This window comes from Pseudomonas sp. QC2 (assembly GCF_002859085.1).
GTDB classification, from domain to species: domain Bacteria; phylum Pseudomonadota; class Gammaproteobacteria; order Pseudomonadales; family Pseudomonadaceae; genus Aquipseudomonas; species Aquipseudomonas petroselini.
Window position 1 is genome coordinate 51404 of sequence record NZ_PKKS01000021.1, and the last position, 16019, is coordinate 67422.

At 54.8% G+C, this 16019-nt stretch carries 18 protein-coding genes; 4 read left to right on the top strand and 14 right to left on the bottom strand.

Going from position 1 to position 16019, the window contains the following annotated elements; all coding sequences use genetic code 11:
- Positions 1 to 91: 91 nt before the first annotated feature.
- Both dapA and QCBJ_RS19345 read right to left on the bottom strand, forming a co-directional pair.
- A complete protein-coding gene (gene dapA / locus QCBJ_RS19340) occupies positions 92 to 955 on the bottom strand; it encodes a 4-hydroxy-tetrahydrodipicolinate synthase (protein ID WP_046036174.1) in 864 nt (287 codons plus the stop codon).
- A 292-nt stretch (positions 956 to 1247) separates the two neighbouring features.
- On the bottom strand, positions 1248 to 2639 hold the full coding sequence (locus tag QCBJ_RS19345; protein ID WP_102061361.1) for a hypothetical protein: 1392 nt from the start codon (positions 2637 to 2639) through the stop codon (positions 1248 to 1250).
- A 208-nt stretch (positions 2640 to 2847) separates the two neighbouring features.
- Here QCBJ_RS19345 and QCBJ_RS19350 point away from each other — a divergent pair, with 208 nt between their 5' ends.
- Entirely contained in the window at positions 2848 to 3744 is an 897-nt protein-coding gene (locus QCBJ_RS19350) for an SGNH/GDSL hydrolase family protein (RefSeq protein ID WP_102061362.1), read from the top strand.
- Here QCBJ_RS19350 and QCBJ_RS19355 read toward each other — a convergent pair.
- Together QCBJ_RS19355 and QCBJ_RS19360 are read right to left on the bottom strand one after the other, a co-directional pair.
- Positions 3741 to 4223: a VOC family protein gene (locus QCBJ_RS19355; protein ID WP_102061363.1), complete on the bottom strand. Its 483-nt coding sequence runs from the start codon at positions 4221 to 4223 to the stop codon at positions 3741 to 3743. The two genes, QCBJ_RS19350 and QCBJ_RS19355, sit on opposite strands and share 4 nt — an antisense overlap.
- Positions 4224 to 4842: 619 nt before the next feature.
- Positions 4843 to 5061 (bottom strand): hypothetical protein, encoded by a 219-nt coding sequence (locus QCBJ_RS19360; RefSeq protein ID WP_064053449.1) that lies wholly within the window; start codon positions 5059 to 5061, stop codon positions 4843 to 4845.
- Positions 5062 to 5220: 159 nt separating this feature from the next.
- Between QCBJ_RS19360 and QCBJ_RS19365 the strand changes: the two genes are divergently transcribed.
- A complete protein-coding gene (locus tag QCBJ_RS19365) occupies positions 5221 to 5622 on the top strand; it encodes a GFA family protein (protein ID WP_082893930.1) in 402 nt (133 codons plus the stop codon).
- 102 nt (positions 5623 to 5724) lie between these two features.
- Positions 5725 to 6264 carry a hypothetical protein gene (locus tag QCBJ_RS19370; protein ID WP_064053450.1) on the top strand — a complete coding sequence of 180 codons (540 nt, stop codon included), beginning with the start codon at positions 5725 to 5727 and terminating at the stop codon, positions 6262 to 6264.
- A gap of 176 nt (positions 6265 to 6440) precedes the next feature.
- Here QCBJ_RS19370 and QCBJ_RS19375 read toward each other — a convergent pair whose 3' ends face one another.
- The 3 genes from QCBJ_RS19375 to QCBJ_RS19390 form a co-directional block, all read right to left on the bottom strand.
- A complete protein-coding gene (locus QCBJ_RS19375; RefSeq protein WP_102061364.1) occupies positions 6441 to 6683 on the bottom strand; it encodes a hypothetical protein in 243 nt (80 codons plus the stop codon).
- 117 nt (positions 6684 to 6800) lie between these two features.
- Entirely contained in the window at positions 6801 to 7247 is a 447-nt protein-coding gene (locus QCBJ_RS19380; RefSeq protein WP_102061365.1) for a GNAT family N-acetyltransferase, read from the bottom strand.
- A 388-nt stretch (positions 7248 to 7635) separates the two neighbouring features.
- Positions 7636 to 8220, bottom strand: a complete 585-nt coding sequence (locus QCBJ_RS19390; protein ID WP_256581528.1) for a hypothetical protein — start codon at positions 8218 to 8220, stop codon at positions 7636 to 7638.
- 50 nt (positions 8221 to 8270) lie between these two features.
- Here QCBJ_RS19390 and QCBJ_RS19395 point away from each other — a divergent pair, with 50 nt between their 5' ends.
- Entirely contained in the window at positions 8271 to 8738 is a 468-nt protein-coding gene (locus QCBJ_RS19395) for a DUF1203 domain-containing protein (RefSeq protein ID WP_093547030.1), read from the top strand.
- 327 nt (positions 8739 to 9065) lie between these two features.
- Here QCBJ_RS19395 and QCBJ_RS19400 read toward each other — a convergent pair whose 3' ends face one another.
- From QCBJ_RS19400 to QCBJ_RS19430, 7 genes are all read right to left on the bottom strand, one after another.
- A complete protein-coding gene (locus QCBJ_RS19400; RefSeq protein WP_102061367.1) occupies positions 9066 to 9341 on the bottom strand; it encodes a hypothetical protein in 276 nt (91 codons plus the stop codon).
- Between the two features lie 305 nt (positions 9342 to 9646).
- Positions 9647 to 10072: a putative quinol monooxygenase gene (locus QCBJ_RS19405; protein WP_046036167.1), complete on the bottom strand. Its 426-nt coding sequence runs from the start codon at positions 10070 to 10072 to the stop codon at positions 9647 to 9649.
- The gene (locus QCBJ_RS19410; protein WP_102061368.1) at positions 10069 to 11133 is read right to left on the bottom strand and encodes a ferritin-like protein; all 1065 of its coding nucleotides are present in this window, start codon (positions 11131 to 11133) and stop codon (positions 10069 to 10071) included. Before QCBJ_RS19410 ends, QCBJ_RS19405 begins: the two co-directional genes overlap by 4 nt.
- 19 nt (positions 11134 to 11152) lie before the next feature.
- The gene (locus tag QCBJ_RS19415; RefSeq protein WP_102061369.1) at positions 11153 to 12784 is read right to left on the bottom strand and encodes a GMC oxidoreductase; all 1632 of its coding nucleotides are present in this window, start codon (positions 12782 to 12784) and stop codon (positions 11153 to 11155) included.
- The gene (locus QCBJ_RS19420; RefSeq protein ID WP_012724547.1) at positions 12781 to 13260 is read right to left on the bottom strand and encodes a hypothetical protein; all 480 of its coding nucleotides are present in this window, start codon (positions 13258 to 13260) and stop codon (positions 12781 to 12783) included. The genes QCBJ_RS19415 and QCBJ_RS19420 overlap by 4 nt, the downstream gene beginning before the upstream one ends.
- A gap of 97 nt (positions 13261 to 13357) precedes the next feature.
- Positions 13358 to 13723, bottom strand: a complete 366-nt coding sequence (locus QCBJ_RS19425; protein ID WP_256581529.1) for a hypothetical protein — start codon at positions 13721 to 13723, stop codon at positions 13358 to 13360.
- 397 nt (positions 13724 to 14120) lie between these two features.
- On the bottom strand, positions 14121 to 15773 hold the full coding sequence (locus QCBJ_RS19430) for a methyl-accepting chemotaxis protein (RefSeq protein ID WP_177410672.1): 1653 nt from the start codon (positions 15771 to 15773) through the stop codon (positions 14121 to 14123).
- Between the last annotated feature and the right edge of the window lie 246 nt (positions 15774 to 16019).

The following is a 16019-nucleotide window of genomic DNA, read 5'->3' on the forward strand; positions in this document are numbered from 1 at the left end:
GACAGCAAAAGCGCAAAGCGTGGGTTCGACGATAGGCCGGGATCGGTCCGGTCGCAACCGGACGGTCCGTTGGCTGACTGTTTTTGGCGCATTAGCCGGGCGGGTTCAGCACCTGCTGTAAGCGCGTGACAACGGCGGTAGTGGCGGCCTGCATCGGCGCGCGCAGTTCGCCGCCGATCAAGCCTTGCAGGGCCAGCGCGGCCTTGACCGGCGCCGGGTTGGGCTCCATGAACAGTGTGTTGATCAGCGGCAGCAACTGAAAGAATGTCGCTCGCGCTTCGGCCAACTGGTTGTCGCGTACCTGCTGGCACAGCGCCACAAACGCTTGCGTCTGAATATGTGCCGAGGCCGCAATGGCTCCGGTCGCGCCGAGGCACAACGCATTGAACATCTGTACGTCTTCGCCGCACAGCACGTCCACCTCACCGCTGGCCAGCAGCGCGAGGGTATTGCCCAGGTTGCCACCGCAATCCTTGATCGCCACGATGCGCTCATGGGCAACGATGTTGAGCAGGGTCGCCTGGTCGAAGGTCACGCCGGTACGGTAGGGAATGTCGTAGAGAATGATCGGCACGCTGGACGCATCGGCCACGGTACGGAAGAACGCTTCCAGGCCCGCCTGGGATGGGCGGATGTAACTCGGCGCCGGCACCAGTAACCCGGCCACCGGGCGTTGCAGCACTTCACGTTGGAACTGCAGCAACTCGACCTGGTTATTGCCTGCCAGGCCCATCACCACACGGTGCGCGGGCACCCACTGCAACACCGCATCCAGCACGGCCAGTTGCTCCTGACGGCTCAGCGACGCCGCTTCCCCGGTGGTGGTGCACACCATGATCCCGGACACGTGCTTTTCCAGCAGGTGACTGACCAGCCGGTGCAGGCCGTTAAAGTCGATAGCGCCGTGGTGGAACGGCGTGACCACGGGAACCCAGATACCTTGAAACGTTGACATGCACTTTCTCCTGATGATTGACCGCTGGAGTCACCGTCAGAAGGGCAGAGGCAAGTGTGCAAGGTGGGTAGACCGTCGCGCTCAATGTCCTGTCAGCTCATCTGACGGGACAGCGCGCCCCGGTCACATGAGCGACTGTTTCTTCGATTTGAGGGTGTGTGCAACGCAACCTTGCGCCTTGGCAATCAAGCCAATGGCGCACAGGTTAACGGAGGACATTGCAGACATTGGATGACACACCCTGAATAAGGCCTCCATCTTCATGGAATATTACAGAGTGTGTCAACGGGGCTTATTCGAATTTATCGATACGCGAGTCGGAGTAAAAAAACTCGTTCTTGTCGGTGCTCGACTCAAGGAAGTAGGCGTAGTCGGTCAGGAAGTACAGGTGGCTGACGCGCTTGTACTTGTCGTCGTCGACGCGGCAGGACAAGGCCTTGGCGGTGCCCGACAGTTTCGCGTTGAGTTCGCTGGCTTGCAGTTCACGCTCGACCTGGCAACGGGTGGTTTGTGAGTTTGTGCTGCTGCCGATCAGGCTGTTGAGGCTGGAACGTGTGCTTGCATAGGTCACTGTCTCACCCACGGGCAGGGCCTTCCAGTTGCCGGTGAAGCTCAGTTGGGTCAGCGTCGAGCTTTCGGCCATGCCTGAACCGCCGTAGGTGGCTTTCGACACCAGGTTGAACAGGTTGCGCCAGCTCACGGCCTGGCTCTCATAGCCGTCGCCACGGGTGGCCAGGGCCAGTTGACCGCTCGGCGCATCCTGGCTGATGAACTGGGTACTTTTGTTATCACTGGCCTTACCACGGTAGTTGCTGGTGCCGACAAACTGTACGTATTTGAACGAACGGGTGGGCTTGTCCAGGTTCAGTTGCGTGATGGCCGCCAGCACGGCAGGCTGCACGGACGTCAGGGCAATGGTGGTCGGTGCTTTCATGCGGGACTTGAACGTCGGCAGTGCGGCGATTTTTTCCGGGTTGACGCAGACTTTATTGAACAGCAACTCATAGTCGGCATTGCTGCCGGCGATGTTCTGCGGCGTGGGGAAACTGTCGACACGACCGTCGCTGACGCGGTTGTTGGCATCCATGTCGTAGCCGGCCAGTTGCAGGTAAGTACCGGCTTTGCACGCCACCGAAAAGTGTTCGCGTTTTTGCGCATACGGGGCGTTGTAGGGCAGGTCATTGAGCACCGTCGGGTTATCGAAGGCAGCCCAGAAGCGCGTCTCACCGTTGACGGTCTTGATGCTGTTGGCATCGATCAGGACCTGGTTGTCACGTTCGTTGGTCTGCACCAGGCGCCAGTCCGGCTGCGGTGTTTCGGCACAGGCGCGTACGAAGGTCTGGTTGGCGGCCAGGGTCGCGTACAGTTGCGGCGACAATGTCTGCGCTGTTGCATAGCGGCCAATGCTGCCTGGGTACATGCGTCGGACAGCATCCATGTACAACAGATGCACCTTCGGTGAAGAACACGCCGCTTCCATTTGCAGGGTACGACGCACGCCATTGGGGAGGGCGGGCATCAGCAGCTCAAAGCTCAGCGAGTCGCCTTCGCGCACGATGCTATTTTCCACCAAGGGCTGAGTGAGCGCCTGGGTGAAGATTTGATCTATCTGTTTTTGTTGGGTGGCGCAACCGGCCAAGGTGGCGAAGCCACCGATCAGCAAAAGGGGAGTGATAAAGCGCACGAGAGCCTCGTTGAGTCCATTCAGGGATGTAAGGGTGACGGCGGATAAAGTTGAATCTTTAACCGGATGTTGCGGGCCGCAAGCCTAACGAGGATGGCCGCCTCTGTACAGCCGTGGCGTGGCCGCCGCCGGATATGTAAAGGTCGCAATCGTTCTGCCGTGGTCGTAGTGAGGCGGTAGGCTGTGCAGATATTCCGGGAGAACCTCGATGATCCGACGTGCGTGTTTGGCCGCTCTGCTGACCTTGTCCGCCTCGACCGCCTTTGGCGTTTCGAACTACGATCATCTGTATGCCTTCGGCGACAGCTACTCAGACAATGGCGCGGGCGAAGCACTCACCACCCGGCTTGCCGCGCAGAAGGTCAAGGAGGCCCAGGCGCTGCCAGGCCCCCTGTACTGGAAGGGGCGCTGGAGCAATGGCCCCACCGCCGTCGAAGGCCTGGCACAGGCATTGAACATTCCCCTGACCGACTATGCGGTGGGCGGAGCCAAAAGTGGCCATGGCAACTACTACGCGTGGATGATGCCATCCCGCGACACCGGCCTACTGGGGCAGGTCGCTGAGCATTTGCAGGTCGCCAAGGGCTACAAGGCCGACCCCAAGGCGCTGTATTTCATCTTCATCTCGGCCAACGATTTTTTTGAATGGGCCGACTTCGCCCATCCTGAAACGGTCGAGGCCTTGAGCGAAGCCAGCCTGGCGAATATCCGCAGCGCCACCGAGCAGTTGGTTACAGCGGGAGCCAGGCACATCATGGTCGTGGGCACCACCGACCTGAGCCATGTGCCTGCCGTGGTGCAGGGCAATCAGGTCGACAATGCGAAAAAGTACCAGCAGTTGCTCGCGCAGAAACTTCCTGAAGTGCTGGCGCAGATCGGGACGGCGAAGGTCAGCTACTTCGATCATCTGGCCTTCAGTGACACACTGCGCGCCAACCCGGCGGACAAGGGGTTAACCGACCTCGACACACCGTGCCAAGCCACCTACCCGGAGGTGAAGCCGGTGTGTGCCGACCCCGATACCCATTACTACTGGGACGAATGGCACCCCACCCGCAAGGTTCATGCACTGGCGGCCAAGGCGATGCTTGAGGCGTTGCCTTAACCTGCAGCGACCGCCGCCTCAATGGCGGCGATATCGATCTTTTTCATGGTCATCATCGCCTCGAAGGCACGCTTGGCGGTCGCTGGGTCGGGGTGAGTCACTGCGTCAGTCAGTACGCGTGGGCTGATCTGCCACGACACCCCCCATTTGTCCTTGCACCAGCCGCAGACGCTTTCCTGGCCGCCGTTGCCGACGATGGCGTCCCAATAGCGGTCGGTTTCGGCCTGGTCATCGGTGGCCACCTGAAACGAAAACGCCTCGGTATGGGAGAAGATTGGCCCGCCGTTAAGGCCGATGCAAGGGAGGCCCAGGACGGTGAAATCCACGGTCAATACGTCGCCCTGTTTGCCGGCCGGAAAATCGCCGGGGGCCAGGTGGACAGCGTTCACCTGGCTGTCCGGAAAAGTCTTGGCATAGAAGGTCGCAGCCTCCAGGGCGGTGCCGTTGTACCAGAGGCAGAGGGTGTTTTTGCGGGTCATGATGGGTCTCCACATGAGAATGGGCGTGTGGAGTTTAGACGGCCAGTTGCTGCACGATAGCAAAGCCACGCGTGAAGGCTCGAATTGCATTGGAGGCGCTTATCCCAAAATGCCCCCAAGCAGGGTTCTATCCAGCCAAGATCGGGGATGTGACACTTCATTCATCACCCGGCGACAGGAACCAGGCGGGCTTATGGCACGTTGCTCGCGACAGCCATTCTGATTGGCCGGCCCGCTCTCTACTTCACTTGGACGATCAGCTGGCTTTACTGCTAGGCCGGGGATCGTCGTTCGGCGCGCTCACTACGTCAGACCGAAATGCCTTCCGTTTTTGGATGCTATGACTCTTAGCGCGCCTTGGTCCTTGCCTGCAAACATATTGACGGCCGGCATCTCTTTGAAAACGATGATGACGTGGCGGCGCTTGAGGCTGCTGAACTGAACGATGCCTCCGATGCGGAAAGGAACTGCTTAGTTGAGGCGGCTAAAAAGCTTGGAGTCGATAGTTGGGCTGAAGAGATAGGCATTATCTGATACGACGGATTGGACCTGTATGAACGACAGCAATGGGTCGATTTCTGCCGGTCACCACATGCAGTAAACGGTCAAAAACTGCCGATTAGTGCAGAAGGAAAAGGCGCAAAATTAGCCGTGAGGCTTTCTCACCATCCGCTTCGTAGAGTGTGTGCAATGAATCTTGATCGTTGAGCCTGTGTAGTTTGAAGTGATTATAAAAGGCTTGGCCCAACCGCTGTTGCTTGAAGCGTCCTTGGCTCCACAGCCGGATGAACTCGTCATAAGCTGCCCGCTCGATCTGCAGCGACATATTGTTTTCCATCTAAAGGCAGCCGTCATTAAAGGGATTCAGCTTACGAGCCGGTCACGAATCTCTCAACTCCGTTCGCTGCGAACCGGAGACGCTTTAGGCCTGTAGCGCTCGGTCGACTGATTAGATTGGGAAGGTTACGCTGGGGTCTTTGCATGCATGGAAGAGCGTATGACAGAGGTGTATCAAGGAAGCTGTTTATGTGCGGCCGTCAGTTATGAGCTGTCCACCACACCCAAAGCGGTGAGTCATTGTCATTGCAGCCAGTGTCGCAAAGGTCATGGAGCCGCATTTGCTTCGTACGGCAGCGTTCCGCGTAGCGCGCTGCAAATACTTAGCGGCGCGATGCATATCAAAACCTATGCTTCTTCAGAGACGGTATCACGCGAGTTCTGCGCGCAGTGCGGTTCGGCCTTGTTCTGGTCACGATCTCAAGGTGAGTTTGCCAACTGGGTTTCAATAGCGCTGGGCACGCTCGATACGCCCTTTTTACCTCGAAAGCAGAAACATGTTCATCTCGACGCCGCAGCGCACTGGCACAGTTCATCCAACCCATGCCCTCCAAACGACTGAAGTCTTCCGGGCGAAAGCTGCCTCGCTTTTGTTGACGGAGATAGGCATTGGCGTAAAATCGCCACCCCAAAAAATCAGCGTGCATAGCCAGAAGGAGCTCAGATGCAACGGGTGATGATTGTTGGTCAACCTGGGTCTGGCAAAAGCACTTTGGCGCGTAAGCTTGGCCAGCGTACGGGGTTGCCGGTCGTTCATATCGACACTATCCACTGGCAACCAGGGTGGATCGAGCGAAGCCGGGATGAGAAGACGCGGCTTTGTCTCGACGTCGAGGCCCGTGATTGTTGGATATTCGAAGGTGGCCATTCAGTCACTTGGGACAACCGGATGGCCCGTGCAGATCTTCTAATATGGATTGATCGTTCGGCGACGCTTCGATTCTTGCGCGTACTGCGCAGAACACTGCTCCAACGTGGTAAGTCTCGGCCTGACTTGCCGGAGAACTGCCCGGAACGGCTGGCGAACCTGCCGGAGTTTTTTAGATTCATGTGGCGGACGAAAAAATCAGCGCGAGCGAAGATGCAACAACTCTTGGCAACAGCGCCATCAGCTTGCAGCGTGGTTCATCTGCGTTCTAATCGAGATACCAGGATTTTTCTCGCAAACATTGGAAAAACGACTGGCCAAGCTCCGCAAGATTGATCGACGGTTGACTGCTTCACCAAGGAAACTGTCGGTTGCGAGCGGCGGCCCTTGGGCGATAGCTGCCTGTCACCTCCGACTGCGATCGGCCATGAGCGGCCTTTCACCTGTCCACAGAAAGACACTCAACTTACCCAGCTGTAGAGACAAAATTGAAAAGGACACAGACTTAAAAACTACTTAAACCTATCTGGAATGTACTCTTGCCTTTCAACTAATTTTAGCGCACTCAACATATCTTCCAAGAAGTGAGTTAGCTCCTCTTTAGATTCGCAAACTGTTAGAGAAGCTATTTCCGAATCGCAAAGGCGCTCTTTGATAATGCGCATGCAATCTGCATAAATCATTAGCTCCCCTTCAGATAGGCGCAAATCAAACAACGTTACACTGGCAATACACTCTTTTTTTAGAACATCCATTACTCCCCCTTTAACATAGTCAGAAAAATCTAGATTGAAATGCCTTAAGCTCGTTTGAATCGCCCCTGATTTTCTAGAGGCATCCAGGTGGTTCCTTCTGAGCCGAAAGCTGCCTGATCAGGCATTGACCAACTCCATGATGTGGGTGGCATGGACATCTTCTGTTCGACTGAAGCCGCAGCGCAAATAAAACGCGTCGCCTCCAGAAGTATCGGTGGAAAGACGCACCTTCTGAAAGTGAAGAGCGGCGTGTGCAACCAACGCGTTTACCAGCGCCTGACCGACGTGTTGATGCCTTGCCGCAGGTGCAACGTACACTCGCCGCAGCCTTGCGGTATCGGGCTTGTTATAGGGATCAACTGTTAGCCCTCCGATTCCTATCACTTGCTGGTTCGAATACGCTGCCATGAGACATTCACCGGGTGCGTTGAAGCGATTCGTTCCAGAATGCCACTCCGAAATCAGGCGCGTAAGAAACCGGAAACCTTCTGCAACGGCCTCTTTCTCCAAAGTAAGAACTTCCGCCGGCAGGTGCGTAATCTGTTGAATCTCGGTTAGTTTCATTCATCGTCCCTGATTCGGTGTGAATCCTTTTGGCTGATCGAGGATGCATCGGGCGCATGCTATGAGCGATGCAAGTGGCAGCGCAGCTACCGACCTTTCGCTGACCTTCAAAATCACACGATTTTGGCTTAAAAATCAGTCGCTAAAAGGCTGCGCTCCGGCGCGCTTGTACTGTTCGTTCCACCAGACGACAAGTTCAGCATGTTGTTCATGAGTGATCCAGGCCACGTTCGTTTTGTCTGTTGGATCGCCCTCGCAAACCAACGGCTTCTCGGTAGGCTTTCATCGCAGCCAAGCTTTCATCCTGCGTGAGGACGATGAGGTAATCGTCGTTTTGCCAACCTTCGTTCATAAAATAATGACCCACTTTCAGTCGCTGCTAGGCGTCTTATCTGAGCGTAAAAACCAGAACCGTCAAATTTCCCACTATACCGAGGACCACCCACGCAAACGCTACCAGTGCCTTGAAGACCTTCCGCGAGGGGCTGAAAACAACGCTAAGCAATGCCCCGATGAGGATGCCTGGAAAGCTGAATAAGTAGAAAAGCCACCCCATGGAGTCTGTGACCCAGAGGTGGAAAAGGAACAAGTACAGCCCCATGGCAGTCGCCATTCCTCCAAGCGATTCTCGTGACGCTTTGCACAACAACGCGATGCAAAGCACTGCCACTTGCGGTAACCAGGTGCATGCAAAGTTCTCCAAGAAGAAGGGGCCTTTTCCGGTTGTGTAGACGGCAACGGCAAGGCCCAATCCGACGCCGATGGTTGCCGGCGGAATACGACTGAACTGTGTAGGGTTATTTTCCATCGATCTCATTCCCTGTGACCTTTTTGATGCGGATGGTTCGTGAAAATCCGCAGCCTTTTTACAGTGAAATCCCGCCAAATCAAGCGACATTCGAAATGCCAGCTTTTTACCCAACAACCGGTCGCGGCAGCTTGAATAAAGCAGCAAGAATCGGATAGTAAGCACTGTACGAATTCCAGTCTGATAGCACTCCAAACCAAAATAGGAGTTCGACCATGGCGTTCCGTATAACTGGCCTTTCCCCGGAGCCATTTCAGTCACTGTTTGGGTTGCCCGACCAAGAGCTCGCGTCTCTCGGGATAAAGCGTTACATCGTCGACAGCAACCCAGGCTTTCCTGACCGTATCGAAATGAAGGATGCGGAGCTAGGTCAGAGTGTGCTTTTACTCAACCATGTCTGTCAGCCAGCCAAGACGCCATACCATGCCTCGCACGCGATCTTCATACGGGAGTGGGCCGCGCACGCTTACGACGCAGTCGATCAGGTACCCGAGTCTATGCGGATCCGCCTGTTATCACTTCGCGCTTTCACTGATGATGGGATGATGCTCGACGCCGACGTCGCTGATGGACTAGCAATAGAACCTGTCGTTACCCGGATGTTTGCCAATCCAGAGGTTAGTTACATTCACGTTCACAATGCCAAACAGGGTTGCTACTCCGGGCGAATAGATCGGGCTTAGTTACCGCAGGTGTTTGTGGCTCGTCTTCGATTTTGCTGGTCACCCACTGGGCGGTATTGGCCGATTGCTGTCGCAGGTGACAGGCTGCTATCGGTCAAAAGTGAATCGCCCCTAGTTTCGTAGACACGCCGAGTGACCGCTTTTGGCCGATAGCTGCCTTTCGCGAAGGGCAGCTTTGGGTCTATTCCTGACCTTAGTGAAGGGCCGATGTGGGTCGGAAGCAGTCAGTTGGATGTACCTATGGATACTTGGGGCAATTCACCCTAAAGGGTTCAATGCCGACTCCTTCAATACCGGGCGATGCCTTTGTGGCTTCATTGCGTCGACTCACAGGCCTTCAACGGTTCCCCGGTGCGCAATGCTATAGCCCGCACTCTTCATACATACAAATCGCTGGGCCATCTCTTGGAAGCTGGCCTTGGGATCAACGCCGGAGCCATTCTTTTCACCACACGCCAACATGGACGCAACCACATCCTGGTGACTGGCGCCGGGTTTTTCCCACAAGTCGGCATCGGCCGTGGGCGGCTGAAATGGCTTGCTAAAGCAAGCGGTGAGGAGGGGGCAAATCAACAGCGCAAAAGCTACATTTTTGAGCCACATGATCAATCTCCTTATTTCCTGGTGCAGATGGGCACCAGCGAAGGCTCGCCTTCCGGCCAATAATCTTGCACAGGCTGCGTACCACTCCCATGACAGCGGTGCATGGTCGTGACACCGATGAAGATATTGCACAACTCCTTGAGCAAGCTGCTGCCCTCTGGTATCACGCTGAATCGCCCAAAATTTCGGAGAGACAACTAACCGCTTTTGGCCGTTAGCCGCCACTCTAGTGAGTCCCCTCAAACGAGGCTACGCACAGGGGGTAAGTTGTAGCAAGCGCCCCCCATGCACGCTTGGCAAAATGCTTAAGTCCTGCAAGCGGCGTCGCGGATAACCCCGGAAACGCGAGCCAGCGTCGTATTCAGGGTGGCGGGCCACCCTGGCCGTGCAGGGTCCTGCTTAAAATAGTGGCTGTATTCCTTCAAGAAAGACTGAAACACCGAGCCCTTGACGTGGCGGCTGAAGGCGGATTCATCTTTGTAGATTTCCACGAAGGTCACCTCCGTTTGCTGCGCCAATGGAATGGCTGGTAACGGTGGTTCGATAGGATTGTTGTCAGCGTCCAAGGGGGCGGGGGCTTGCAAGTGAACCATGTACATCCAGGTGTCGGGCTCTTTTTCCCTGACTCTCTCGGCCAAGCCGTCCAGCGCTTGTTTCAGGTCGAGTGGGCATCCATCCAGCAGTTCCCAGCGAGATATCAATGTGATCATCATTGCGTCCTTTTCAGTCATGCCAAAGGTTGAATCCATTCAAAGGAAGGTGCGCCATTTCTTCCCTGGGGATCGTTTGCGATAGGCGTTGCTACCATGGTCAGCGCGGTAGCAGTCATGTCGTGCATGCTGTTCAAAATGGCGGTGTACATTGCGCCCGCGGCGCCATTCAACGCTTCAGCAATTTGATAGAGCATGAGTGAGTAAAGGCGATTGAATTGCTCATTAAGTGCCGACATTGCTGGATCGAGCGCATAATCTGTTGACTTCGGATTGCTCAGGATCGGATAGACCTCGTTGTAGTCCACTTCGAAGGCTTGGCCGGTGGGTGCCTGATGAGGATTGTCGCCAGCCTGGTAGTGGCGACCGAACTGAATTTCCCGAAACCGGAAGAAGTGGGATACCTCATTTGGCTGGCTAAAATACTGTTGGTCATCGTCATATACGTTATGGCGGCTGCCTTCACCTTGAGTGACGATCACTTGAATGGCGCGCCGAGCCGATGCCAAGTCGGTGATGACGATGGGGCTTCCGCCTCCGCCCCAATAGTAGTCGAGTCCCAATTGGTGGTCGACGTTGCCACTAAACACAGCCGTCGGCCCATAGGTCTTGCACAGCGTCTCAAGCTTGTTGGAGAGCGCCTCGTAAAATTCACCGATCGTGTAGCCGGGCACGTCGATCTGCTGGACGGCCGTGAGCTCGGGATGTTCGCCCCAGCCTTCAGGCAGCTCGATCTGGGTAAAGGTTTCGATGTTGGCCGGGCTGAAAGGGCCGAGGTTGGCCTCGAACTCCCTGTCCTTGAAACGCTTGCCGTTGAACGCCAGTGCCAATGGAAATGACGGGACATTGTCAGCCGTGAAACATGCTCTGCCACCGATAGCAGAGAGCAGATTGCCGGCCAGAGACAAATGCAGCATTTCCTCCATCATCACACCGCGCAGGATGTTAGCGGGCACTCGATTTTTTCCGGGCTTGATACTGATCAGGGGGGTCATATAAAGCGGGATGGTGGATAGTTCCAAGGTCATGGCGGTATGCAGCCACTTGCTCAGTTCTTGTTTTTCCTGTTCCAACGTACTCATGTGATGTGCCCTCGCATTGTCATGGGTGTGCCGGAGCTGCCAGGTGTTCGCCCAACCGTAGCGCCAGTGCCGTAAGCGTCAATGTCGGGTTGATTGCGCCAGTGTTTGGGAAGGCTGCGTTGGAGCAGATATAAACGTTGTCGACACCGAAAACCTTGAGGTCTTTATCGATGACACCCTCTTGCTCTGTCCCTGCCATCCGGCAGGTGCAGGCGGAATGATCGGCTCGCCAGGAAATGGAGGGCGGCCCGGCGAGGGTTGCGCCCATCGACTCAAAGATGTTTCCCACATGGGCGCTTATTTGCTGCATCCGTGTGTTGAAGTCCGCGGACTGCGAGTAGTCCACGATGGTTTCCTGCAGGCCCATGCGGTTGCGGATATCCAGATTCGAGACTCTGTTGCTGTATTCACTCGGGATCTCGACCATGCCGTGAATCTGCACTTGGGTTGGACCTTGAACTGCTTTCTCAATGTCCTGGCGCAGCATGCCGTTCTGCATCATTTGGGTGACACTCGACGGCTTGTTGTTGACCAGCGTGGCGAACGAACTCGGCGGGTTTATCAGTATAAATTTACCCGCGGCCTGCTCCTGCGGGCTATCGAAATAACGGCTGCACAATGTTGGGAAGTCCATCTCGGGCTGCAACCGGTTGGGATTGTCTTTGAGAGTGCCGGTGAACACGAAGTAGGGGTGGGTCACGAAATATCGGCCTACCAGGTCATGATCGTTGCCGATACCCAGGGGCCAATATGTCGAGCATGAACGCAGCAGCAGCTTCGGCGACTCGATCGCGCCGCCGGCCACAATTACCGTGTTGGCTTCAACCGTAAGGAACTCGCCGCTCATTTTATTCAGGTAGGTGACACCGCTGGCATGCTGTCGAGACGACATGGTGATTTGCTCCACCACGCAGTTGTCCATGATGCACAGGTTCGGAAAATTGCCCCATGCCGTCATGTCGCCCAAGAAGTTGGGCGCTGCGTAACGCGCACCGAAAGGACAATATTTGCAGGTGCCTGTGGTTTTGCAGGGCGCGTGGCGGGACGTGGTGTTGGTGATGCCATGGCGGGCGATCGGCACATTGGCGCTGCTCATTCCCAAGGCGGTCATGGCCTGGTAGACGGGCTGGTCCTCAAGCGTGTAAGGAAAGGCAGGGAACGGGTAGGGGGCCGAGCGGGGCGGGTCTTGGTCGGTTGAGTCTCCTGAAACGCCAATGTAGCACTCTGCCTGGTTGTAGAAGGGCTCAAGGTCGGTGTAGGTAATCGGCCAGTCGGCACCTTGGCCGGTGTTGCTCTTTAGTCGGAAATCTTCTGCTTTGAGCCGGAAGGACCAGCCTCCCCAATGGATGGTAGAACCTCCATAAGTCATGACCCTGGCGCCCGCCAGTGGGACGACGGTCGCGCCAACACTTAGGTTCTCGCCTGGAGCGTCACGCTGCGGGTAATCCAGGTCATTGTATTTGTAATAGGGCAGCTTCGTGTAAGAGCTGCCCGAAACCATGAAGTCATCCCACAGGGCCTGGTCTTGCATCTTCACCCGGGTGCCAGCTTCAAGGATTAGGATTTCCCGGTTGGGATCGGCTTCCAGCATTCGGTTGGCTATCGCTGCGGCCGCTACGCCAGAGCCTATGATCAAGACGTCGGTATTCATTGTGCGCCCTCCTGCCCGGTCCGGTAGGGGACAGGCTCACCCGGGATGAAGGCGCCGGCAATGTAGCCGGGGTAATTGATAGCCCCTGTGAATGCCTTGAATCCGCCCTGCGAGACTTGGAAAGCAATGAACTCGTTAGATACCTTCTGCCGTACCAGGCTCAACGGCGTCTGTGGCGGCGCTTGGTTGGCTGCTGTGTCGGTGAATAGCATCTTGTAAGCCGCCGCCTCGCCCAAACGTTCGACTAACTCATCCAGCGTCTGGTTGGCTTGAATATAAAAGCTTCTGTACTCGGGGTGCAGTCGGATACGGTTGTCCATGAATACGAACAGCCGTGATTTAAAGTTCTGTGGGTTATCCAGATTGTCCCAGAAATGGCAAATATGTTCGAAGAGGTCGAACATCGCCTCGTATACTTCTGGGGGTAGCGGCTCGGCGCTCAGGTTGGCCGGATGGTTGATCTGTTGCTGGTACATACGTCACTTCCTCCATGGAAAATCGTCGCATAGCCCGCAGCAAGCCATCAGTTGCCTCTCTAACGCCGACGGGCCCCAGTCAGATGGTCGCAGCTTGTCAGGCAGCAGGTTGTGTTACGGTCAGCGTGTAGTTGTAATTATTTTCGCCGACTTGCTGCGGGCTGCTGATTTGGCAAGCCAATCCAGATTCGCGACCTAACGTGATGTACGGCACCCACGAGCCCGGCTCAGAGCCGGAATTGATGACGCAGTTGATCTCGGGATTTTCAGTCAGGTAAAGCGTAAAAAACACGTTGCCGTCGTTGTCCCATAAGCCTGTGCTCACGGGCCCGGCAGTGGCGGGAGTGAATACGGTAATTTGCCCGCCGTAGCTGGCCCCACCGTCATCACTGGCAAAGGACACACCCAACGCAAGGCTGCTGGATAGAGTGAAATTACAGGTGAGGTTTGAGGTGCTGGTCATGATTCGCTCCTTGAATTCAATACGTGGCGTGACCCGATGAAACAGGTGGGTTGGTCCAGTATAGTGGCAATTCGCCAAGCGCCAGTCGAAGTCCAGAATTAATTGGATCCTGTTAAATTACTTGGCTCCGACCCTGTCCGGGTGACGGCGATATCAGTCCCCGCAGGCGGAGCACGCGCGCGCAACGCGCCCTCCGAACCGCAGCGTTCCATTTTGATCAAGTTACGTAGCAGCGTCGCTGAACGCTCTATCTGCTGGGCGTTGTGCTACTTATTACGTGGCCGAGAAGCTATACATGTCGTTCTGATGGATTGGGTTGCGGTGATCTGTAAAAATAATTCTGAGCGTGAATCAATCGAACGCTCCTCACTCCGCAGACGCAATCTTAATAAGCTCGTCAAACCGTAAACTTACCTATTTGCCGCTGTAGCACGGCTCCGAGTTCTGCCAAGTCATTACTTGAACTGGCAGTTCTCTCGCACGACAAAGCTGAATCATCCGCAATATTACGAACTGAAGTAACACTGCGGTTAATTTCTTCTGCCACACAACTTTGTTCCTCACCGGCGGTTGCGATTTGCCTGACCATCTGCTGGATGTTGTCAATCATCCCTACGATGGTTTCAACCGAACTCCCGGTGTTTGAAACTTGTATGACGGTTTCATCAGTCAAACCGCGACAGACTTCCATCATCCCAGCAGCTTCTTCGGCTATTTTTTGCAGATTGGCGGTCAGAGCTCCAATTTCCAGGGTTGCGCCCTGAGTCCGTTTGGCAAGCGTTCTCACCTCATCTGCTACCACCGCAAATCCTCGACCCGCATCACCCGCCCTCGCAGCTTCGATAGCGGCATTCAGCGCCAATAAGTTGGTTTGATCTGCGACTGACGTTATAACTTGCAATACCCCACCTATATTTAGGCTCTCTATTTTGAGTTGTGCCATAGCGGCCGCAGATTTCGATACCTCAGAGGCCAGACGTTTGATTTGGGCTATTGCGTCTTTTGCCATGGTGCCGCCGGTCTGCGCTTGAAGGTTAGCGTTGAGTGCCGCATGGGCTGCTTCTTCGGAGTTGCGCGCAACTTCAAGGGTGGTTGCTACCATTTCGTGGATCGCGGTGGCGACTTGGTCGATTTCAATTCTCTGATTTCCTACGCCGATGCGGGTCTGCTCTGTCGCAGCGGAAAGGTCAACGGCGGCATCAGAAATAACGGCCGATGACGTATTAACTTGACTAATAAGCAGGCTCAGGCGTGACTGCATTTCACCTAAGGAGGACAGCACACTACCGGCCACTGACATTTTCGCTTCAAGAATCGGGCGCAAGTCACCACTGGCAACGCGCTGAGCGATGGTGGACAAGACAGTCGGCTCTGCACCAAGAGCACGTGATAAACCACGAACTATCAGAGTGGTCAGTACGACCCCTATGGTAATTGCCAGTGCGCAGAAGAACATCAGAAAGTTACGAGTGTTTTTATATTCGTTCTGCGAGTCACTGATGCTAGCCTGCGCAAGACTTGAGTTAAAGCTCTTGTAATTAATAACGCTGGTTACAAGTTTCTTTAAAAGTGGCAAGCATTCACTGTTCATCATATCAATAGCCGCTTTATCATTGCCACTCATGGCTAACCGCGTGATCTCTAAAGCGACAGGGCCATAAATTTTCTCAATTTTCTCGATCTCAGCCACTAAACTCCGAGCGTTGTTACCCTCGGCGGATGGAGGTAACACATTGACGCCCGCTACCAGTTCCGACAAAAGTTTTTTAACTTTTTGATGTTCGGTATTTATGGCATCCGCCTCAGCCTGTCGTTCCACTGCAGAGGTGATCAGTACAAGGTTGCGTGCTGAAATAGCACGTTGTTGCGCAGCGAGCAATAAATCGTTCATCAGCCCCATGCGCTTATCCAAACCATCAACATAATTTGAGAAGCGTAGATTTGATTCATTTAAACTAATGACAGAAAATGCAGAGATCATAAACGTAATCACTACCATTAAGCCAAAGCCCAACAGCAATCTTGTCCGCACCGACCATGAATTTAACATGCTGAGTCTCCAAGAGATTTTTAGTATTCTTATGGTGCAGCCAAGAATATGGCGCATTGGGACTATGGGCCGCTGGATGGCAATAGTTCAAGTGTTAAATGGCGTTGTGATACTAAAGTGCTAAATTGCAACTCTAGCAGCCCAATCGAATTGCCTGCACTGTCTGTGCATATCTATTTGAGTGGTTTTTTATTTCTGGCTGGATATTTACTTCAAAGTCATACGCAAAACAAGGAGTGCTCTATA

Bases quoted from the DNA above. Each gene is read 5' to 3' on its own strand.
- QCBJ_RS19375 (WP_102061364.1), bottom strand. From the start codon at position 6,683: ATGGATGTTCTAAAAAAAGAGTGTATTGCCAGTGTAACGTTGTTTGAT.
- QCBJ_RS19405 (WP_046036167.1), bottom strand. From the start codon at position 10,072: ATGACTGAAAAGGACGCAATGATGATCACATTGATATCTCGCTGGGAA.
- QCBJ_RS19410 (WP_102061368.1), bottom strand. From the start codon at position 11,133: ATGAGTACGTTGGAACAGGAAAAACAAGAACTGAGCAAGTGGCTGCAT.
- dapA (WP_046036174.1), bottom strand. From the start codon at position 955: ATGTCAACGTTTCAAGGTATCTGGGTTCCCGTGGTCACGCCGTTCCAC.
- QCBJ_RS19425 (WP_256581529.1), bottom strand. From the start codon at position 13,723: ATGACCAGCACCTCAAACCTCACCTGTAATTTCACTCTATCCAGCAGC.
- QCBJ_RS19430 (WP_177410672.1), bottom strand. From the start codon at position 15,773: ATGTTAAATTCATGGTCGGTGCGGACAAGATTGCTGTTGGGCTTTGGC.
- QCBJ_RS19355 (WP_102061363.1), bottom strand. From the start codon at position 4,223: ATGACCCGCAAAAACACCCTCTGCCTCTGGTACAACGGCACCGCCCTG.
- QCBJ_RS19360 (WP_064053449.1), bottom strand. From the start codon at position 5,061: ATGGAAAACAATATGTCGCTGCAGATCGAGCGGGCAGCTTATGACGAG.
- QCBJ_RS19370 (WP_064053450.1), top strand. From the start codon at position 5,725: ATGCAACGGGTGATGATTGTTGGTCAACCTGGGTCTGGCAAAAGCACT.
- QCBJ_RS19420 (WP_012724547.1), bottom strand. From the start codon at position 13,260: ATGTACCAGCAACAGATCAACCATCCGGCCAACCTGAGCGCCGAGCCG.
- QCBJ_RS19400 (WP_102061367.1), bottom strand. From the start codon at position 9,341: ATGTGGCTCAAAAATGTAGCTTTTGCGCTGTTGATTTGCCCCCTCCTC.
- QCBJ_RS19415 (WP_102061369.1), bottom strand. From the start codon at position 12,784: ATGAATACCGACGTCTTGATCATAGGCTCTGGCGTAGCGGCCGCAGCG.
- QCBJ_RS19380 (WP_102061365.1), bottom strand. From the start codon at position 7,247: ATGAAACTAACCGAGATTCAACAGATTACGCACCTGCCGGCGGAAGTT.
- QCBJ_RS19395 (WP_093547030.1), top strand. From the start codon at position 8,271: ATGGCGTTCCGTATAACTGGCCTTTCCCCGGAGCCATTTCAGTCACTG.
- QCBJ_RS19365 (WP_082893930.1), top strand. From the start codon at position 5,221: ATGACAGAGGTGTATCAAGGAAGCTGTTTATGTGCGGCCGTCAGTTAT.
- QCBJ_RS19350 (WP_102061362.1), top strand. From the start codon at position 2,848: ATGATCCGACGTGCGTGTTTGGCCGCTCTGCTGACCTTGTCCGCCTCG.